Raw genomic sequence first — 16,768 nt, 5'->3', positions numbered from 1 at the left:
AGCGTCGGAGTCCCGACAGTCATTTGCGTGGCCGCCGACAGCCACGGACATGGACACGAAACGCGAGATGACCAGCGTCGACCTCGCGGCGCTGTCGGGCGAACTCGCCGACTACACCGGCGCGAAACTCGACAAGGCCTACCTCTACACCGACGACGACCTGGTCAGACTGAAACTGCGTGACTTCGACCGCGGACGGGTGGAGTTCGTCATCGAACTCGGCGACGTGATGCGCGCCCACGTCGCCGCCCCAGAACACGTCCCGGACGCCCCCGGCCGGCCGCCCGACTTCGCGATGATGTTGCGAAACCGCCTGTCGGGAGCCGATCTGGTCCGCGTCGAGCAGTTCGAGTTCGACCGCATCCTCGAACTGGAGTTCGACCGCGAGGACGGCTCCACGACGCTGGTCGCGGAGCTGTTCGGCGACGGGAACGTCGTCGTGCTGGACGAACACGGCGACGTGGTCGACTGTCTGGAGACGGTCCGGCTGAAGTCCCGGACCGTCGCACCGGGCGCACCCTACGAGTTCCCGTCGGCGCGGTTCAACCCCCTGACGGTCGACTACGACCAGTTCGTCGCCCGCATCGAGTCCTCGGACGCGGACCTCGTGCGGACGCTGGCGACCCAGCTCAACTTCGGTGGGCTCTACGGCGAGGAGCTGTGTACGCGGGCGGACATCGACTACAACGTCCCTGTCGAGGACCTCTCCGACGAACAGTTCGAGCGCCTCTACGAGATCATCGACGACCTGGCGACCCGGCTCCGGGAAGGCGACCTCGATCCGCGGGTCTACTACGAGGGAGAGGGTGACGATCGAAAGCGGGTCGACGCCACGCCGATCCCGCTCGCCGAGTACGAAGACCTGTACAGCGAGTCCTTCGAGAGCTTCAACGCGGCGCTCGACGACTACTTCTTCAACTTCCAGCGCGAGGACGAGGTCGAGGGCGGCGAGACCCAGCGGCCCGACTTCGAGGCGGAGATCAACAAGTACGAGCACATCATCAGACAGCAACAGGAGGCGATCGAGGACTTCGAGGCCGAGGCCGAGGCCGAACGCGAGAAGGCCGAACTGCTGTACGCCCGGTACGATCTGATCGACGACGTGATCTCGACGGTCCAGGCGGCCCGAGCCGACGACGTAGGCTGGGACGAGATCGAGTCGACGTTCGCCGAGGGCGCCGAGCGGGGGATCGCGGCCGCGGAGTCGGTCGTCGGCGTCGACGGGAGCGAGGGGACGGTCACGCTGGAAGTCGACGGTACCCGGGTCACCGTCGACGCCTCGATGGGCGTCGAGAAGAACGCCGATCGGCTCTACACCGAGGCCAAACGCATCGAGGACAAGAAGGAGGGCGCGCTCGCGGCCATCGAGGACACCCGCGAGGATCTGGCCGAGGTCAAGGACCGCCGCGACGACTGGGAAGCCGACGACGGAGCGTCGACCGACGACGACGACACCGACGACGAACCGACCGACTGGCTCGCCGAGCCGTCGATCCCCGTCCGCAGCACCGAACAGTGGTACGAGCAGTTCCGCTGGTTCCACACCTCCGACGGCTACCTCGTCATCGGCGGCCGGGACGCCGACGACAACGAGGAGCTGGTCAAGAAGTACATCGAACGAGGTGACAAATTCTTCCACGCACAGGCACACGGCGGGCCGGTGACGGTCCTGAAGGCCACCGGGCCGAGCGAGCCGGCGAAGGAGGTCGAGTTCCCCCAGTCCTCGCTCGATCAGGCCGCGCAGTTCGCCGTCTCCTACTCCTCGGTCTGGAAGGACGGCAAGTACGCGGGCGACGTGTACATGGTCGATCCCGACCAGGTGTCGAAGACGCCCGAAAGCGGCGAGTACCTCGAGAAAGGCGGCTTCGCCGTCCGCGGGGACCGCACCTACTTCGAGGACACCGAAGTCGGTGTCGCCGTCGGGATCACCTGCGAGGACGAGACCCGCGTGATCGGCGGGCCGCCGGCTGCCATCGCGCCACAGGCGGCGACGAGCATCACCGTCGAACCGGGCCAGTACGCCCAGAACGACATCGCAAAGCGCCTCTACCGGGAGTTCAACGCCCGCTTTACCGACGAGACGTTCGTCAGGAAGATCGCCAGTCCGGACCGGATTCAGGAGTTTCTCCCGCCCGGTGGGAGTCGAATGGTCGAGGACTGAGCGCCGAGATTCCGGTTTCGGGCCGCCCGTGCGAGCGAATAGCACGTCTCACGCACGTTGATATACTTGTTGGTCGTAGTATAGGTAGAGATTCCGTCGACGCTCGATGTGGGTCGCACCCGGCAGCGCCACGGACATCCACAGGAGACACCAATGTTCACAGAAGCACTCAACTATCCGCGTGAGAGCGACGACGTACTGAAGACGGTCCTGATCGGCGGCCTGCTGCTGTTCTTCAGCTTCCTGCTGGTTCCGCTGTTCGTCGTCGTCGGCTACGTCCTCAGAGTCCTCCGGTCGGTCATGGACGGCGACGAGGAACTGCCCGTGTTCGACGAGTGGGGCGAACTCGCCATCGACGGCCTGAAGGCGTCGATCATCGGGTTCGTCTACTCGCTCGTCCCAACGCTGATCGCCATCGTCGCGGTGTTCGGCGGCATCCTGTCGCTGGGCCTTGGCAACGGCAGCGCGGGGAGCGGCCTCGTCGCCTCCCTGATCGCCCTGGTGGCGACGCTGGCCATCGTCGTCGTCTCGCTCGCCATCGCTTACGTCCTGCCGGCGGCCCTCGTGGCCTACGCCCGTACGGACAGCATGAGCGCGGCGTTCTCGCTCGGTGAGATCCGCCGCATGGCCTTCAGCCGAACCTACGCGACCGGCTGGGCGGTCGCCTTCGGGATCAGCTTCCTGGGCGGCATCGTCGTCGGCGCGCTGAACGCCATCGTCATCGGCGTCGTGCTGGCCCCCTTCGTGACCTTCTACGCGAACGTCGCGGGGACCCACGCGATCGCAACCGCGGTCCGCGAGATGCCGGTCGTCGAGGAATCGCCCGACGCGCCCGCCGGCCAGCCGATGGCCTGATCCGGCCCGGTAAGCCGGCCGTAGTTCCGAGTTGTGACCGTATTCTTACCGCTGTTCGTGCCGACCGTCGAGCCGTCACTGTCGATCCGAGGGTGACCGGCCGGTCGCCCCGCCCGACACAGTGGCTGATTCCCATGTTCGAAGACGCACTCCGGTACCCCTGGGCGGGCGAGCACCGACTCGAAACGATCCTCGTCGGCGGTGTCCTGACACTGCTTGGCGTCCTGTTCGTCCCGATCCTGGTCGTGTACGGCTACCTCGTTCGCGTCGTCCGTGCGGTCAGTGCCGGCGACGACGCGGTTCCGCCGGCGTTCGACGACTGGGGCGAGCTGCTCGTCGATGGCGTGGTCGCGTTCGTCGTCTCGTTCGTCTACGCACTGGTGCCGGCGACGTTCGTCACGGTCGCGGTGTTGACGTTCGTGATTCCCGTCACCGTCGTCGGAGGCACCGAAGTCACACAGCTCCCTCGGACCGTGGCCGCCGGCGGGGTGCTCCTCGCGATCCTCGTCGCGGTGCTCGCGGTCGTCGTGCTTCTGGGGGCACTGTACCTGCTCCCCGCGGCGCTGGCCGCCTACGCAGTCACCGGCCGGATCGCGTCGGCGTTCTCGCCGTCGACGCTCCGGGCAATCGGCGGCGACGGGAGCTACGCCATCGCGCTGATCGTGGCGCTCGTGATCGGCTTTCTCGCACAGGTGATCGGGGGACTCGCCGCTGCCACGGTGATCGGCGTCCTGCTCGTCCCGTTCATCACCTTCTACGGCAACGTGGCGGCCGCCTACGCCATCGGGATCGGCGTCCGTGACACGCCGCTGGTCCGACAACACCGCGAGGACAGCCCCAGCGGCCAGCCCGCGGTCTGAATAGCAGGGCACTTGTGTCCCTGTTGCGGAGTTTCACCCATGCAGATCAAAAGCCGGCAGGCCACCGGCGAGGGTCGCGAACGCGTCGAGGTGGTCCCCGAGACGCTCGACGACCTCTGGCACCTCTCGCACGTCGTCGAACCAGGGGACCACGTCTCCGGCGACACGACACGGCGGATCCAGCGCAACGACGACAACCTCCGGGACAAAGGCGGCGAGCGCGAGCACATGTGGCTGAAGATCGAGGTCACCGATGTCGAGTTCGCCAAGTTTGCGAACAGACTGCGGATCGGGGGCGAGATCGTCGACTGCTCGCGCGAGGATCAACTGGGCTTTCACCACACGCTCAACGTCGAGGAACACACCGAACTGGAGATCGAGAAGCGCTGGAAACCGGACCAGAACGACCGGCTGGAGGAGGCCGTCGAGTCGACGGACAACCCCGACGTGGCGATCGCGACCGTCGAAGAGGGCGAAGCACACGTCCACACGGTCGCCCAGTACGGCACCGAGGAACGCGCGTCGATCACCTCGACGACGGGCAAGGGCGACTACGCCCGCCCCAGGACGGAACTGTTCGCGGAACTGGCCGACGTACTCAAACGCCAGGACGTGGACGCCTACATCCTCGCCGGCCCGGGCTTTACCAAGCAGGACACGCTGGACTACTTCGCCGAGGAGATCCCCGAGATCGCCGAACAGATCACCGTCGTCGATACCGCGAGCGTCGGCGACCGCGGCGTCCACGAGGTGCTCAAACGGGGTGCCGTCGAGGACGTACAGCAACAGACACGGATCGCCGAGGAAGCGGAAATGATCGACGAACTGATGGCACGGATCGGCCAGGGTAGCGAGGCCGCGTACGGTCCCGAGGAGGTCGCGAAGGCGGCCGACTACGGGGCCATCGAGACGCTGCTCGTCCTCGACGAGCGGCTCAGAGCCGAACGCGCCGGCGAGGGGGAGTGGGAGATCGACATCGACCACCTCATCGAGACGACCGAACAGAAAGGCGGCGCGGTGACGGTGTTCTCCGCCGAGTTCGCGCCGGGACAACAGCTCTCGAACCTCGGCGGGGTCGCCGCGCTGTTGCGCTATCGGCTGGAGTGAGTGTCCGCCGTCCGGCGCTATCGATTCGGATAATCGCCCGAAACCGTTTTTTATACCGCTGCCCACGTTCAGACAATACCAGGTCGCCGGAGTCAGTAGGATGTCATTCGAGGAGCAACCAGATTTCGCACGGCAGGTGGCCGACCTGAACAAGTACGGCCAGGCACTCAACCGCTGTGAGAGCGTCGAGGAGGTCGTCTCGCTGACGCTCGAAGCGATGTCGCTGCTGTTCGATCTCTCCTATTCGACGTTCGTCGAAGCCCATGAGGGCGAACTCCGGGTCGTCCACAGCACGAATCCCCATCTCACGCCGGGTGACCAGCCCAGCGAGACCGCCCAGCGTGCCCTGGAATCGGGGGAGACGATCGTCGAAACCGGCGTCGCCGCCGGCGTGACGGACAGTTCGGAGGTGAGCGCCACGCTCGCAGTCCCGGCCCAGATGGCCGACGAGGTCTCGGCCGTCCTGGTCGCCCGGTCGACCTCGAAGAACTCCTTCGGCGACGAACACAGCCGTCCCCTGGAGATTCTTGCTTCCCACGCCGCCACAGCGATCAGTAACATCCGGTCGCGCGAGCGACTCGAACGGGCCCGTCAGGACCTCGAAACCCGCAAGGAGATGATCGAGTTGTACGATCGGCTGTTGCGCCACGATCTGGGCAACGACCTCCAGATCATCGCCGGGTTCGCCGAGGCCGTCGAGACTCAGGTCGAGGGCCAGACCGCCGAGTACGCGGGCAAGATCCAGCGGGCGGCTCGGAACTCGGCGGATCTGATCGCGCGGGTCGGCGACCTCGTCTCGACGCTCGAACAGCAAGACGAACCCGAGCCCCGCGACCTCGACGCCATCCTCTCGGAGACTGTCTCACAGGTTGGGGATAGCCACGAGTCGCTCTCCGTCGAGTTCGACTCCGGAGAGTTCGGGTATCGCGTCTACGGCGGTGAACTGCTCGACTCCGTGTTCACGAACCTGCTCTCGAACGCGGCGGTCCACAACGAGGGCGACGTGACTGTCGAGCTATCGGCGACGACGCCGACACCCGACGAGGTCGTCGTCCGCGTGGCCGACGACGGGCGGGGCGTCGACCCCGAGATCCGCGAAGAGATCTTCGAGATGGGGGCCAAAGGCCCGGAGAGCAACGGAAGCGGGTTCGGGCTCGGGTTCGTCCGGGCGCTGACGGAGTCGTACGGCGGCACCGTCGATGTCGTCGACAGCGAGTCCGGCGGGGCAGCGTTTCGCGTGACCCTCCAGCGCGTCTAGTCCTCGACACGGACCGTCAGCCCGTCCTCGGCGAAGGTGACCTGCCCGTCGTAGTGGTCCGCGAGCGACGCCAGCATCTCCTCGTGTCGCCCCTCCGTGTGTGGATAGAGGTGTGTCAGGTAGACCCGCCCCAGCTCGGCCTCCGCGGCGGCCAGTGCCTCCCCCAACGTGGTCGGGGTCGGATGGTTCGACACGTCAACGTCGTCGGGGAACGAACAGTCGTGAACGAGGACCGCCGCGCCGTCGGCGAACTCGATCAGTTCCGGGAACGCTTCGGTGTCGCCGCTCAGGACGACGCTCGGACCGCCGTCCGCGGGCTGGAGCCGGTAGGCGAAACACTGCATCGAGTGACGCACTGCCATCGACTCGATCGTGAAGCCGGCGAGATCGAACGTCCCGGTCGTCCGATCGCGCAGCGTCAGATCGAGCCGTCCCTGCATGTACTCGTGGACTGCGAGGGTCTCCTCGACGAGGTCGCTGGTACCGGGCGGACCGACGACGGTCAGGTCCGTCTCGCCGGCGAGCCAGCGCGCCTTCAGCAGGACGGCCAGGTCGCTCACGTGATCCAGATGGTGGTGGGTCAACACCACCGTGTCGACACCCTCGTAGCCGACATCCGTGCGAGCCAGCGCGTTCAGGACGCCGCTCCCACAGTCGACGAGCAGCGTCTCGTCGCCGTGCCGGAGCAGGTAGCCCGACTGTGCGCGTGTCCCCGTCGGCATGGCGCTCCCGGTTCCGAGAAACGTGAGTCGCATACCGGAACGGGACGCCGCAGGCTGAAAGGGGTTACTTCGAGCGCGGCGCCGAGGGCCGGGCGGCAAAAATGTGGTCAGGGGGGGTCAGGGGGGTGGGGGAGGGGGTGTGGAGGGCGGGGCGGGCGGCGTGTGGGCCAATTCAGGGCCGCGTCAGCGGAGGGGGGGTGGCGGCGAGCCGTCGTCGGGGACCGGCGGGACAGGGCAGGCCCGGGACCGGATCGCCCGTCGACGGTGCATGTGAGTGTATAGGTGCGATGGTTATAACCCCGGCCTATGCTCAAAACCGCGTTTTACCGTCAGACGCTCTCGCCGTAGGCCCACGCGGCAGTGACGACGAGCAACACGAGCAACCCGCCGAGGAAGAACGCCAGACCCGGCGAGAGCGAGAGCCCGGGTCCGCCGCCAGAGGCTGCCGTCTGTGCCACCTCCGTCGCGGCGTCGAGCTGGTAGCCGGCCGGCGTTCCCGTCGCTTCTGGGGTCGCTGTCTCGGTCGCCTCGGCGATGCTGATGCCGCCCCCGCCGTCGCCGCCGGCGGTCGTCTGTGGGTCCGCCGTCGCGGCGGGCGAGGGCTCTTCTTGATTGACCGTGACGTTCCCACCGAGATCGGCCGAGTCTTTGCTCTGGTCGGTCGTCGCGATCTGCTCACCACCGTCGGCTGCGGACTGGCCGTCGCCGTCCCCCCCGGCCTGGGGGGCGGCGTCCTCGCCCCCGCTCCCGGTCGTTCCGATTGGGAGCGGGAAGTTCCCCAGAAGCAGTTCGATGACGAAGCTCACAGCCGTGAGCAGTCCCACGACGGGGACGAGCCGTTTGACGAGCGAGCGCAGCGAGCGTTTCCGTTCTCGCGTGCCGACGAACAGGACGAGCGGATCGTCCGGGGGCTCGTACACCTTCATCTCCTGGCCCTTCTCGGAGTAGCGGGTCCCCGCGACGGTGATCAACTCCTCCTCTTCGAGCTTCTCCAGGTGGTAGGAGACCTTCTGGATCGACATTCCCAACCGGTCCGCCAGCTCCGACGGCGTGCCGGGCTCGTCGTACACCGTGTTGAGGATCTCGCGTGCCGTGTCCGAGGAGAGCGCGTCGAGGACGGCTGAGACATCTTCGTCGACACCGACGATCTCCAGTTCCCCTTCCTGGGACGTACTGGCGTCGGGGCCTCTGGAGGGCAACAGCGACATAGTCGGTGTACCACGTTCCAGCGTAATGAATCTCGTGATGACTCTAATCCCGATTTCACCGTTCGCTCGGAGAGTGAAACCCCGTCCGAACCGTTCGCAGTGTCCTGGTTTCGGGCTGTCCCGGTCGGGCGTGCTTCGTTACGCCGACTCCGCTTGAGTCCGTCCGCGTCCCCGTGGTCGGTCGGCACACTGTCAGGAAACGAACGCTTATCAGCAGCGCGACACCATTCGAGGTATGTCCACGATCCGCTGTCCGGACTGTGACGTGCAACTGGAGCCGGTCGATTTCAGGATGGGCGACGCCTGGAACCCCCACGTCAAGACCGACGAGGAGCGCGACGACCTCCTCGGCGCGCTCGGGGTCAGCGAGTCGCGGGATGTCGAGTCGTTCCTGTGTCCCGAGTGCGCCCTCCTTCGGTTCTACGCCCCGGAGTGAGGTCGCCGGAACCCACTTCACCGCTCGGTCCTACCCTCGAGTAATGGGAGGACGCGAGCGACTGGCAGCGGTCGATCCGTCGTTCGATCCGGAGGCGGTCACCGTCGACGACGCGGACGTGCTCGAACTGCTCGATCCCGTCGTTCAGGAGTGGTGGGTCGAACAGTTCGGCGAGTTCGTCCCCGGCAACGAGGGCTTCTTTACGCCGCCACAGAAGGAGGCGATCCCGCTGATCCACCGCGGGGAGAACGCCCTGATCTGTGCGCCGACAGGGTCGGGAAAGACGCTGGCGTCGTTCACCGGGATCATCAACGAACTGTTCGAGACGGCCCGGGCCGACGAACTCGACAACTCGGTCTACTGTCTGTACGTCTCGCCGCTGAAATCGTTAGCCAACGACATCCACCGGAACCTGGGAGTCCCACTCTCGGAGATCACCGAGAAACTCGACGAGCGCGGCGAGGACGTGGACCTGCGACACGCGATCAGACACGGCGACACCAGCGACAGCGAGCGCCAGGCGATGCTGGAGACGACGCCCCACATCCTCAACACGACGCCCGAGACACTTGCCATCTTGCTCAACTCCCCGAAGTTCAAGGAGAAGCTCCGCACCGTCGAGTACGTCATCGTCGACGAGATCCACAGCCTCGCCGAGAACAAACGGGGCACGCACCTCTCGGTATCGCTCGAACGGCTGGCGGCGATGGCCGACTCGTCGCCGACCCGGATCGGCTGCTCGGCGACCGTCGAACCGCTCGACACCGTCGCACAGTTCCTGGTCGGCGGCGAGTACGACCCGGAGACGGGCGCCTACGACCCCCGAGACTACGAGATCGTCGACACCCGCTTCGCAAGGGACTTCGACGTGGAACTCTCCTCGCCCGCCGACGACCTCATCAACACGCCCCAGGAGATCGTCACCGAGCGGTTCTACGGGGAACTCCACGAACTGATCCAGGACCACACCAACACGCTCGTGTTCACGAACACCCGCTCGGGCGCCGAGCGAGTCCTCCAGCGGTTACGCGAGCGATTCGACGCCTACGACGAGGGCAACTCCGGCTGCCACCACGGCTCGCTCTCGAAGGAGAAACGCCAGGAGATCGAGAGCGCGCTGAAAGACGGCGCCCTGGACGTGGTGACGACCTCGACGAGCCTCGAACTGGGGATCGACATGCCCCATCTCGATCTGGTCGTCCAGGTCGGCTCGCCCAAATCTGTCGCCGCACTGCTCCAGCGGATCGGCCGCGCCGGCCACCAGCTCGGCGAGACCGTCGAGGGCCGGGTGGTCGCGCTAGACCGGGACGAACTAATCGAGTGTGCGGTGATGCTCAAGAAAGCCCACGAGGGGTTCGTCGACCGCGTGTTCGTCCCCGAGAACGCCCAGGACGTGGCGACACAGCAGGTCTACGGCATGGCGATCAACCAGATCCGCCCCGAGCGGGCGGTCCGGTCGATCCTCCAGCGGGCCTACCCCTACCGGAACTACACCGACGAGCAGTGGGAACAGCTCTTGCGGTACCTGACCGCGGACTACGACGGCATGGAGGACAAGAACGTCTACGCGAAGGTCTGGCGCGACACCAACGACCCGCCCGACGGGGAGTACCACTACGACGAGTACGACGTGGGCGAGCGACTGATCGGCAAGCGCGGCCGGATGGCGCGGGTCATCTACATGACCAACATCGGCACCATCCCGGACTCGTTTACGTGTGACGTGTTCACGCGGTCGGGCGACAACTGGGTCGGCCAACTCGACGAGGAGTACCTCGACACGCTGGAGAAAGGCGACGTGTTCGTGCTGGGCGGGGACAACTACGAGTACCGCTACCGCCGGGGATCGAAAGTGTACGTCGATCCGACCGCCGCCCGGCCGACGGTGCCGTCGTGGTTCTCCGAACGGCTCCCGCTGTCGTACGACCTGGGCCGTGAGATACTGGCATTTCAGCGTGACCTGTTGAGCAAACTCGAACGCGGCGGGCTGCCCGAGGTACGCAACTGGCTCCGGGAGTACCCCCTCGACGAGAACAGCGTCCGCGCGCTGGCCCGGATGTTCCGCGAGCAGGTCGCCTACGCCGGGGCCGAGAGCGTCTCGACCGACGAGCGCCTGGTCGTCGAGGAGGAACTCGACAAGGGGGAGTACGAGCGGCGCTACTACGTCCACTCGAACTACGGCCGGCGGTTCAACGACGGCTTCTCGCGCCTGCTGGCCCACCACGTCGCCCAGGCGGCCAACGCGAACGTCCAGGTCGCCGTCGCCGACAACGGCTTTACGCTCTCGATGCCGCTCAACAGGAAAGTCGACATCGAGGCGCTGATCGAGGGGATCGACCCGACGGCGGTTCGGGAGGACCTCCGGGCCAGCCTCGACGGCACCGACCTCCTCCAGCGGTACTTCCGGATCAACGCCACCCGCTCGCTGATGATCCTCAAACGCTACAAGGGCTACGAGAAGTCCGCCAGCGAACAGCAGGTCTCGGCGGAGATGCTGCTGAGTTTCGCCCGGGATATCGGCGAGTTCGCCGTCGTCGAGGAGACCTACCGGGAGATTCTAGAGGACAAGCTCAACGTCGACGGGATCGAGGCGATCCTGACCGACATCGACCGGGGCGCGATCGACGTGGTCTCGACGCGGGTCGAATCGCCGAGCCCGCGTGCCTTCGGGCTGGCGACGCTGATGGCGAGCGACGTGGTGCTCGCCGAGGACGAGTCGGCCGTCCTCCAGGAGTTCCACCAGCGGGTCCTCGACGAGATCGAGGGCGACGAAGCCGTCGCGACCGACGACTGATCGGGACCTCGGAACCGTTCTCCGGGGTCGCGGCGCTACTGCTCGCCGACGATCGGACAGTTGACCATCGCCGCACCGGCGTTCAGGACCGTCGCCGAACCGGCACTCTCGAGGTCCGAGACGCTACTGAACTCCGCGTTGTCGTAGATGTTCACCAACCACAGCGGGGAGTAGCTGTCGTCGCCGGGGACCGTCGCCGTGACGTTGTGCGTCTGGTCGCTCCCGTCCTCGGTCATGAACCCGGACGCCGGACCGCCGCCGTCTTCGCCGGGATTCGTCTCGAACGTGACGTAGATCGGGGACTGCGGGACGGTGCCGTCGGTCGTCGACAGCGTCGCCTCTTCGAACAGGAAATACGACACGACCTCGCCGTCGTACCACCCTTCGACGAGCGACGTGGGGCTCTCGTCGGCGGGGTGGCGCATCGACGCTGTCGACCCCTCGGGGACGATGGGGCAGTTCTTGATCGTGTCTGTCGGCGTGATGTCGTAGCCGGCGTCCCGGAGGCCCTCGACGCTGGTCACCGTGTTCGCCTCGTAGTCGTCGGGGACAGTCACCATGTGGACCCGCCAGAAGTCGTTGTACCCGTCGTCACCGGGGATCACGTCGACGATATTTAGCTGCTCCGCGACTGGGTCGCCGTTCTCGTGGAACAGCGCGTAGATCGGCGCCGACTCGGTCGGCTGCACGTCGAAGTCGTAGTACTCGATGCTGTCCCCGTCGGGGCCATATCCCCGGACGAGAAACAGCGAATCGAAGTCGATCGCCTCGTCCGGACCGGGGAGGTCGCCGTTCTGGCTCCGGCGGTGGAGCGTGCCCGCGCTGTCGCTGAACCGGTCGACAGTGGCTCGTGGCGCGTCCGCGGGATCGGTCGGGCTCGCCCCACCGTCCATCGAGTCGCCGCCGTCGTCCATCGAGTCGCCGCCGTCGTCCATCGAATCGCCACCGTCGTTCATCGAGTCGCCGCCGTCGTCCATCGAGTCGCCACCGTCGTCCATCGAGTCGCCACCGTCGCTCATCGAATCGCCACCGTCGCTATTCCCGGTACACCCCGCGATCGGAAGCGTAACACCTGCAGCAGCGATCGTGGTCAGGAACGTCCGTCGGGTTCGTGTCATACACGCTATCCGGCGTCCGGTGTGTACAAGGGGATTTTTCGAACTCTCGGTGGAGTCGGCCCACAATCCGGCCCGCGGGTGGGCCAGAACAGTTCCAATTTCGTCCCATAGCCAAACCGTTAATCCGCGGCCGCCCCCTCGCATCGGATATGGAGTCGCTTCACCCGCGGGTGAGACTGCTGTGGGTCCTCTCGACGGTCGCCCGATTGTCGGTACTCGGGGTCGTTGCGTTCCTGATCGACCGGTTCGCGTTCTCGCTGCCACAGAGTGGTATCGTCGGTGTGCTGGTCGGACTCGTGATCCTGGGTATCGTTCACGCCGTCCTGGCCCACCGAATCTGGCGGTTCGACCTGCAGGACGACGCGCTGTTCCTGGTTCGGGGGGTCCTGACCCGGACCGACACGACAGTCCCCTACGTCCGGGTCCAGCACGTCGACACGACCCGCGGCCCGATCGAACGAAGCGTCGGACTGGCGAGTGTCGTCGTCTACACCGCCGGCTCTCGCGGTGCCGACATCACTATCCCCGGTCTGCGACCCGACAGGGCGACCGAACTGCGCGAACGGCTCCGGGACCTCGCTATCGAGAGCGAGGCGACCGACGCGGTATGAGACGGCTCCACCCCACGAGCGGCGTCGTCAGCGTCGCGCAGGCGATGTTCCAGGGGGCGTTTCTGGGGTTTTTCGTCGGGACCGCCCTCGCCGGAATGGGATCGTTCCCGCTGCTCTCGCTCCCCGTGCTCTCGCTGGGCGGTGCGGCGCTGTTCGGGGCCTACGCGGGCGCTCGCTACCTGCGCTATCGCTACGAGATCGACGGCGGGACACTCGCCGTCGAGTCCGGCGTCTTCGCCCGCCAGTCCCGCGAGATCCCGCTCGGGCGCATCCAGAACGTCGACGTTCGGCAGGGCGTCCTCAACCGAGTGCTCGGCCTCGCCGTCGTCGAGTTCGAGACGGCGGGGGGGAGCACGACGGAGGCGACACTCGACGCCGTCGACCTGTCGGAGGCCGAGCGACTGCGCCGACTCGTCCAGCGACACGATCGGGCGGCCGAACCGGATCGCCCGGGACAGGACCGGTCGGGAGCGGACTCGGCCGCGGAGACCGGAGCAGTGTCGTCGGTCGACTCCTCAACGGAGCTGTTCGCCTTTGGCCCCAGGGAACTGCTGACCTACGCGCTCGTCTCGGTCCGGCCCGCAGCACCGATCTTGACGCTCGTGGGACTGCCCCTCGGCCAGGACCTCGTCGTCGCGGTGTTGCGGTTCAACGTCCAGCTCGTCGGCGCCGGCGACAGCGTCGGACTCCCGGTCCTCCGGGGGCTGACGGTCCCTCGCCTCGTCGTCCTGGCTGGGCTGACGCTCCTCCAGTTCCTGCTGGTCGCGCTGGTCGTCAGCGCCGCCCTCACGCTGCTGGAGTACTACGGGTTCAGACTGGTCCGGGACGGTGACGACCTCCAGTACGAGCGTGGCCTGTTGCGACGCTACAGCGGGACGATCCCGCTGGCGAAGGTCCAGACGGTCACCGTCCGAGAGAACGTCCTCATGCGGCGGTTCGGTTACGCGACGCTGGTGGTCGAGACCGCCGGCTACGCCGCAAGTTCGCAAGGGTCGACACAGGGTGTCGCGGTCCCGATGGCGCCGCGGGAGACCGTCTACGACCTCGCGCGTGACATCGAGCCCTTTGGCGACCTGGCGTTCGAGCGCCCGCCGACCCGGGCGCGTCGGCGCTACGCCGTCCGGTTCGGCCTCGTCGCGGGCGTCCTCACGGCGATCGGCTACGGTGTCGACCGGTTCTTGCTCCAGTCGGGCGCGTGGTGGGCATTGGTCGGCCTGTTCGCCCTGGCCGTGCCGGCGGCCCACCTCCGGTGGCGTCACCGCGGCTACGCACTCGACGACGACGCCGTCGCGACGCGAACCGGTTTCTGGCGCCGGACGACCCGCGTGGTCCCGTACTACCGGATCCAGACGGTCTTCGTCGGTCGGTCGCCGTTCCAGCGCTGGCGGCGGCTGGCGACGCTGAGCGCCGACACGGCCAGCACTGCGAGCGTCCTCGGCGGTGACGCCCGAGCGTACGACCTCGACGAGGCGACGGCCACGGAGTTGCGCGAGACACTCAGAGAACGGCTGTACGAAGACCTGATAGAGCAACGCCGGCAGCGAAGCCGGGCGGCCACCCGGGGCGGGCAGGCCGATCCGGAACCGCCAGACGAGCCGCCGACGGAGGGGACACCTCCCGACGACTCACTCGACGAGTAGCGTATCGAGCGCGTTCGGGACGACGAGCACGTCACTCCCCGGTTCGACTGCGTCCGCCACGCTGGCGACGGCGTGCATCAGACAGTCCTCGACGACTTCTGGGTGGTCGCTGTCGGTCACGTAGAGGTCGTACTCCGTGAGGACCCGCGCGACGACGAAGGCCCGCTGTGCGCCGGGGTCGTATCCGTCGGCCATCTCGGCGTACAGCGCGTCGGCGCTGTCGGCCCCGGAGAGCCACTCGTAGAAGCGCCGTTCGCCGGTGCCGTCGCCGGCGCCCTCCGGCAGTCGAGCCGGGACGACGATGCGACCGCCGGGAGCCAGTGGGTCGGCGTCACCGAGCGCGACGTAGGTCGCCGCCCGGGTGGCCTGGTAGAGGTTCGCGTCCTTCGGGGCACCGACGCCGGCGACGACGGCGTCGTAGGTCCCCTCGACCGTGACTGACAGGGCCTCGCGGGCGCTCTCCGCCAGCGACTCGACGACGCGTCGCGGGTCGCCGGCGGCCGCGTCGAGTATCCCGGCGGGACCGTGGGTGACGTTCAGACAGAAATCCAGCCCCACCCGGTCGCCGGCCCGATCCAGGAACGACCTGAACGGGTTGTCCCCAACCCGACCGAGCCGGACTCCGTCGTCAGCCAGGAGGTCGGGACCGTGGGTGTACCCGATCTGTGACTCGCCGCCGGCGCCGATCACGGCGGTCTTCGCACCGCCGGAGAACCCCGCGTACTGATGGGGTTCGACCATCCCGGTCGCCAGGACCCGGTCGGCCGCGGCGACCGTCTCGTTGAGTTCGATGTCCACGCCGTCGACCTGCCCGACCGACACTGTCGCGTCGGGGTCGTGGTTCACGGCCAGGTCGGCGTGGTCGCCGAGGGCCGCGGCCAGTTCCCGGTCCGTCATCGGCCGGTGGAGACCGAGGCCGACGACGACGGTGACCTGTTCCCGGGCCACACCGGCCGATTCCAGGCGGGCGAGCAGCGCGTCGAGCAGTACGTCGTCTGGCGTCGCCCGCGTCACGTCGGTGACGACGACCGCCACCGTGTCGTCCGGGTCGACGACGTGGGTCAGGGGCCGGCCGTGGGGGTTCGCGAGCGCCGCCTCGGCTGCGGTCACCGGGTCGACCGGGTCGCCGCCCGGTGGCTCACAGACCGTCACGTCACAGTCGGGCACCGACACGTCGACCGTGCCGTCGCCGAGCGGAAGCGTCACTGTCACTATCGGAGGTAGGTCGACGGGGGCCGAATACGTGTCGGACGGTCAGGCCGTCGCCGCCGCGGTCGATTCGTTGTCCAGGAACGCCCGATATTCGCTTTCGTTGACCACGACGACGGTGGCGTGCATCCGCGAGTGGCCCGACCCACAGAGTTCGGCACAGTAGAGGCGGTGACGCCCCGTCGCGGTCGCGTTCGTCAGCGCGACCGACTCCTGTTCCGGGTAGATGTCCTGCTTGACGCCCATATCGGGGACGTATAGCGAGTGGATCACGTCCGTCGAGGTCATCTGCAACCTGACGGTCTGATTCGCGGGGAGGACGAGGCGTTCCTGTGTCGTGACGTTGGCCTCGGGGTAGTGGAACTCCCAGCCCCACTGGTAGGCGAGCACCTCCACTTCCACGTCGGGGTTGGCCGCCACCGAGTCGGTCGGTCCCGCCGCTGCCGGCGTGATGTAGGGGTTCGACATGACGAAGAAGGCCGAGACGCCGACGAAGACGAGGATGGCTCCGGTGGCGGCCGTCCAGGTGATCTCCAGTGCCGGGTCGTCGATCGTCGGCCGCGGCGAGTCGTTGTTCCGGAACCGATAGACGGCGTAGACGAGCGTCAACTCGACGAACAGGGTCAGCGGGAGCGCGACGTACAACAACTGCTCGTTCAGGTCGTCGATGGCGGCTCGGTTGAGCGACTGTGCGGCGGCGGGAGTCGAGAACAGCGCGGCTCCAGCCGCCAGGAGACAGAGCCAGCCCAACACACGGCTGCGACGCATTACCACAGCGTTCTGTCGGCG

The 16,768-nt window shown here is 67.1% G+C and carries 14 protein-coding genes; 9 read left to right on the top strand and 5 right to left on the bottom strand.

What is annotated here, in order from left to right; genetic code table 11:
* Positions 1–49: 49 nt before the first annotated feature.
* The 5 genes from rqcH (at position 50) to P1L40_RS00590 (ending at position 6,241) form a co-directional block, all read left to right on the top strand.
* Positions 50–2,161: a ribosome rescue protein RqcH gene (rqcH, locus tag P1L40_RS00610; protein ID WP_284009348.1), complete on the top strand. Its 2,112-nt coding sequence runs from the start codon at positions 50–52 to the stop codon at positions 2,159–2,161.
* A 153-nt stretch (positions 2,162–2,314) separates the two neighbouring features.
* Positions 2,315–3,016 (top strand): DUF4013 domain-containing protein, encoded by a 702-nt coding sequence (locus P1L40_RS00605; RefSeq protein WP_284009346.1) that lies wholly within the window; start codon positions 2,315–2,317, stop codon positions 3,014–3,016.
* A 134-nt stretch (positions 3,017–3,150) separates the two neighbouring features.
* A complete protein-coding gene (locus P1L40_RS00600) occupies positions 3,151–3,876 on the top strand; it encodes a DUF4013 domain-containing protein (RefSeq protein ID WP_284009345.1) in 726 nt (241 codons plus the stop codon).
* A gap of 39 nt (positions 3,877–3,915) precedes the next feature.
* Positions 3,916–4,983, top strand: coding sequence for an mRNA surveillance protein pelota (locus tag P1L40_RS00595; protein ID WP_284009343.1), 1,068 nt, complete (start codon positions 3,916–3,918; stop codon positions 4,981–4,983).
* A gap of 100 nt (positions 4,984–5,083) precedes the next feature.
* Positions 5,084–6,241 (top strand): sensor histidine kinase, encoded by a 1,158-nt coding sequence (locus P1L40_RS00590; protein ID WP_284009342.1) that lies wholly within the window; start codon positions 5,084–5,086, stop codon positions 6,239–6,241.
* Here the strand turns inward: P1L40_RS00590 and P1L40_RS00585 are convergent.
* Together P1L40_RS00585 and P1L40_RS00580 are read right to left on the bottom strand one after the other, a co-directional pair.
* Positions 6,238–6,996 (bottom strand): MBL fold metallo-hydrolase, encoded by a 759-nt coding sequence (locus P1L40_RS00585; protein WP_284009341.1) that lies wholly within the window; start codon positions 6,994–6,996, stop codon positions 6,238–6,240. The two genes, P1L40_RS00590 and P1L40_RS00585, sit on opposite strands and share 4 nt — an antisense overlap.
* 296 nt (positions 6,997–7,292) lie before the next feature.
* A complete protein-coding gene (locus tag P1L40_RS00580; RefSeq protein WP_284009339.1) occupies positions 7,293–8,171 on the bottom strand; it encodes a helix-turn-helix domain-containing protein in 879 nt (292 codons plus the stop codon).
* Positions 8,172–8,406: 235 nt separating this feature from the next.
* Here P1L40_RS00580 and P1L40_RS00575 point away from each other — a divergent pair, with 235 nt between their 5' ends.
* Entirely contained in the window at positions 8,407–8,607 is a 201-nt protein-coding gene (locus tag P1L40_RS00575; RefSeq protein WP_284009337.1) for a hypothetical protein, read from the top strand.
* A gap of 43 nt (positions 8,608–8,650) precedes the next feature.
* Entirely contained in the window at positions 8,651–11,401 is a 2,751-nt protein-coding gene (locus P1L40_RS00570; protein ID WP_284009335.1) for an ATP-dependent helicase, read from the top strand.
* A gap of 35 nt (positions 11,402–11,436) precedes the next feature.
* Here P1L40_RS00570 and P1L40_RS00565 read toward each other — a convergent pair whose 3' ends face one another.
* Complete coding sequence (locus P1L40_RS00565; RefSeq protein WP_284009333.1) at positions 11,437–12,519, bottom strand: hypothetical protein; 1,083 nt, start codon at positions 12,517–12,519, stop codon at positions 11,437–11,439.
* 149 nt (positions 12,520–12,668) lie between these two features.
* Here P1L40_RS00565 and P1L40_RS00560 point away from each other — a divergent pair, with 149 nt between their 5' ends.
* Together P1L40_RS00560 and P1L40_RS00555 are read left to right on the top strand one after the other, a co-directional pair.
* Positions 12,669–13,130 carry a PH domain-containing protein gene (locus P1L40_RS00560; protein ID WP_284009331.1) on the top strand — a complete coding sequence of 154 codons (462 nt, stop codon included), beginning with the start codon at positions 12,669–12,671 and terminating at the stop codon, positions 13,128–13,130.
* Positions 13,127–14,770: a PH domain-containing protein gene (locus tag P1L40_RS00555; protein WP_284009329.1), complete on the top strand. Its 1,644-nt coding sequence runs from the start codon at positions 13,127–13,129 to the stop codon at positions 14,768–14,770. The genes P1L40_RS00560 and P1L40_RS00555 overlap by 4 nt, the downstream gene beginning before the upstream one ends.
* On the opposite strand, the gene P1L40_RS00550 is transcribed toward P1L40_RS00555, so the two are convergent.
* A complete protein-coding gene (locus tag P1L40_RS00550) occupies positions 14,756–15,976 on the bottom strand; it encodes a lactate racemase domain-containing protein (protein WP_419181204.1) in 1,221 nt (406 codons plus the stop codon). The two genes, P1L40_RS00555 and P1L40_RS00550, sit on opposite strands and share 15 nt — an antisense overlap.
* Before the next feature lie 48 nt (positions 15,977–16,024).
* On the bottom strand, positions 16,025–16,747 hold the full coding sequence (gene coxB, locus P1L40_RS00545) for a cytochrome c oxidase subunit II (RefSeq protein ID WP_284009326.1): 723 nt from the start codon (positions 16,745–16,747) through the stop codon (positions 16,025–16,027).
* Positions 16,748–16,768 lie beyond the last annotated feature (21 nt).

The organism is Haloarcula pelagica, assembly GCF_030127105.1.
GTDB classification, from domain to species: Archaea; Halobacteriota; Halobacteria; order Halobacteriales; family Haloarculaceae; genus Haloarcula; species Haloarcula pelagica.
The sequence above is the reverse complement of the archived record's forward strand: the minus strand, read 5'-3'. Positions and strand labels throughout refer to the sequence as shown.

Excerpts from the sequence above, each read along its gene's own strand:
- P1L40_RS00605 (WP_284009346.1), top strand. The coding sequence starts at position 2,315 with ATGTTCACAGAAGCACTCAACTATCCGCGTGAGAGCGACGACGTACTG.
- P1L40_RS00590 (WP_284009342.1), top strand. The coding sequence starts at position 5,084 with ATGTCATTCGAGGAGCAACCAGATTTCGCACGGCAGGTGGCCGACCTG.
- P1L40_RS00570 (WP_284009335.1), top strand. The coding sequence starts at position 8,651 with ATGGGAGGACGCGAGCGACTGGCAGCGGTCGATCCGTCGTTCGATCCG.
- P1L40_RS00560 (WP_284009331.1), top strand. The coding sequence starts at position 12,669 with ATGGAGTCGCTTCACCCGCGGGTGAGACTGCTGTGGGTCCTCTCGACG.
- P1L40_RS00575 (WP_284009337.1), top strand. The coding sequence starts at position 8,407 with ATGTCCACGATCCGCTGTCCGGACTGTGACGTGCAACTGGAGCCGGTC.
- rqcH (WP_284009348.1), top strand. The coding sequence starts at position 50 with ATGGACACGAAACGCGAGATGACCAGCGTCGACCTCGCGGCGCTGTCG.
- P1L40_RS00585 (WP_284009341.1), bottom strand. The coding sequence starts at position 6,996 with ATGCGACTCACGTTTCTCGGAACCGGGAGCGCCATGCCGACGGGGACA.
- P1L40_RS00580 (WP_284009339.1), bottom strand. The coding sequence starts at position 8,171 with ATGTCGCTGTTGCCCTCCAGAGGCCCCGACGCCAGTACGTCCCAGGAA.
- P1L40_RS00600 (WP_284009345.1), top strand. The coding sequence starts at position 3,151 with ATGTTCGAAGACGCACTCCGGTACCCCTGGGCGGGCGAGCACCGACTC.
- coxB (WP_284009326.1), bottom strand. The coding sequence starts at position 16,747 with ATGCGTCGCAGCCGTGTGTTGGGCTGGCTCTGTCTCCTGGCGGCTGGA.
- P1L40_RS00565 (WP_284009333.1), bottom strand. The coding sequence starts at position 12,519 with ATGACACGAACCCGACGGACGTTCCTGACCACGATCGCTGCTGCAGGT.
- P1L40_RS00595 (WP_284009343.1), top strand. The coding sequence starts at position 3,916 with ATGCAGATCAAAAGCCGGCAGGCCACCGGCGAGGGTCGCGAACGCGTC.
- P1L40_RS00555 (WP_284009329.1), top strand. The coding sequence starts at position 13,127 with ATGAGACGGCTCCACCCCACGAGCGGCGTCGTCAGCGTCGCGCAGGCG.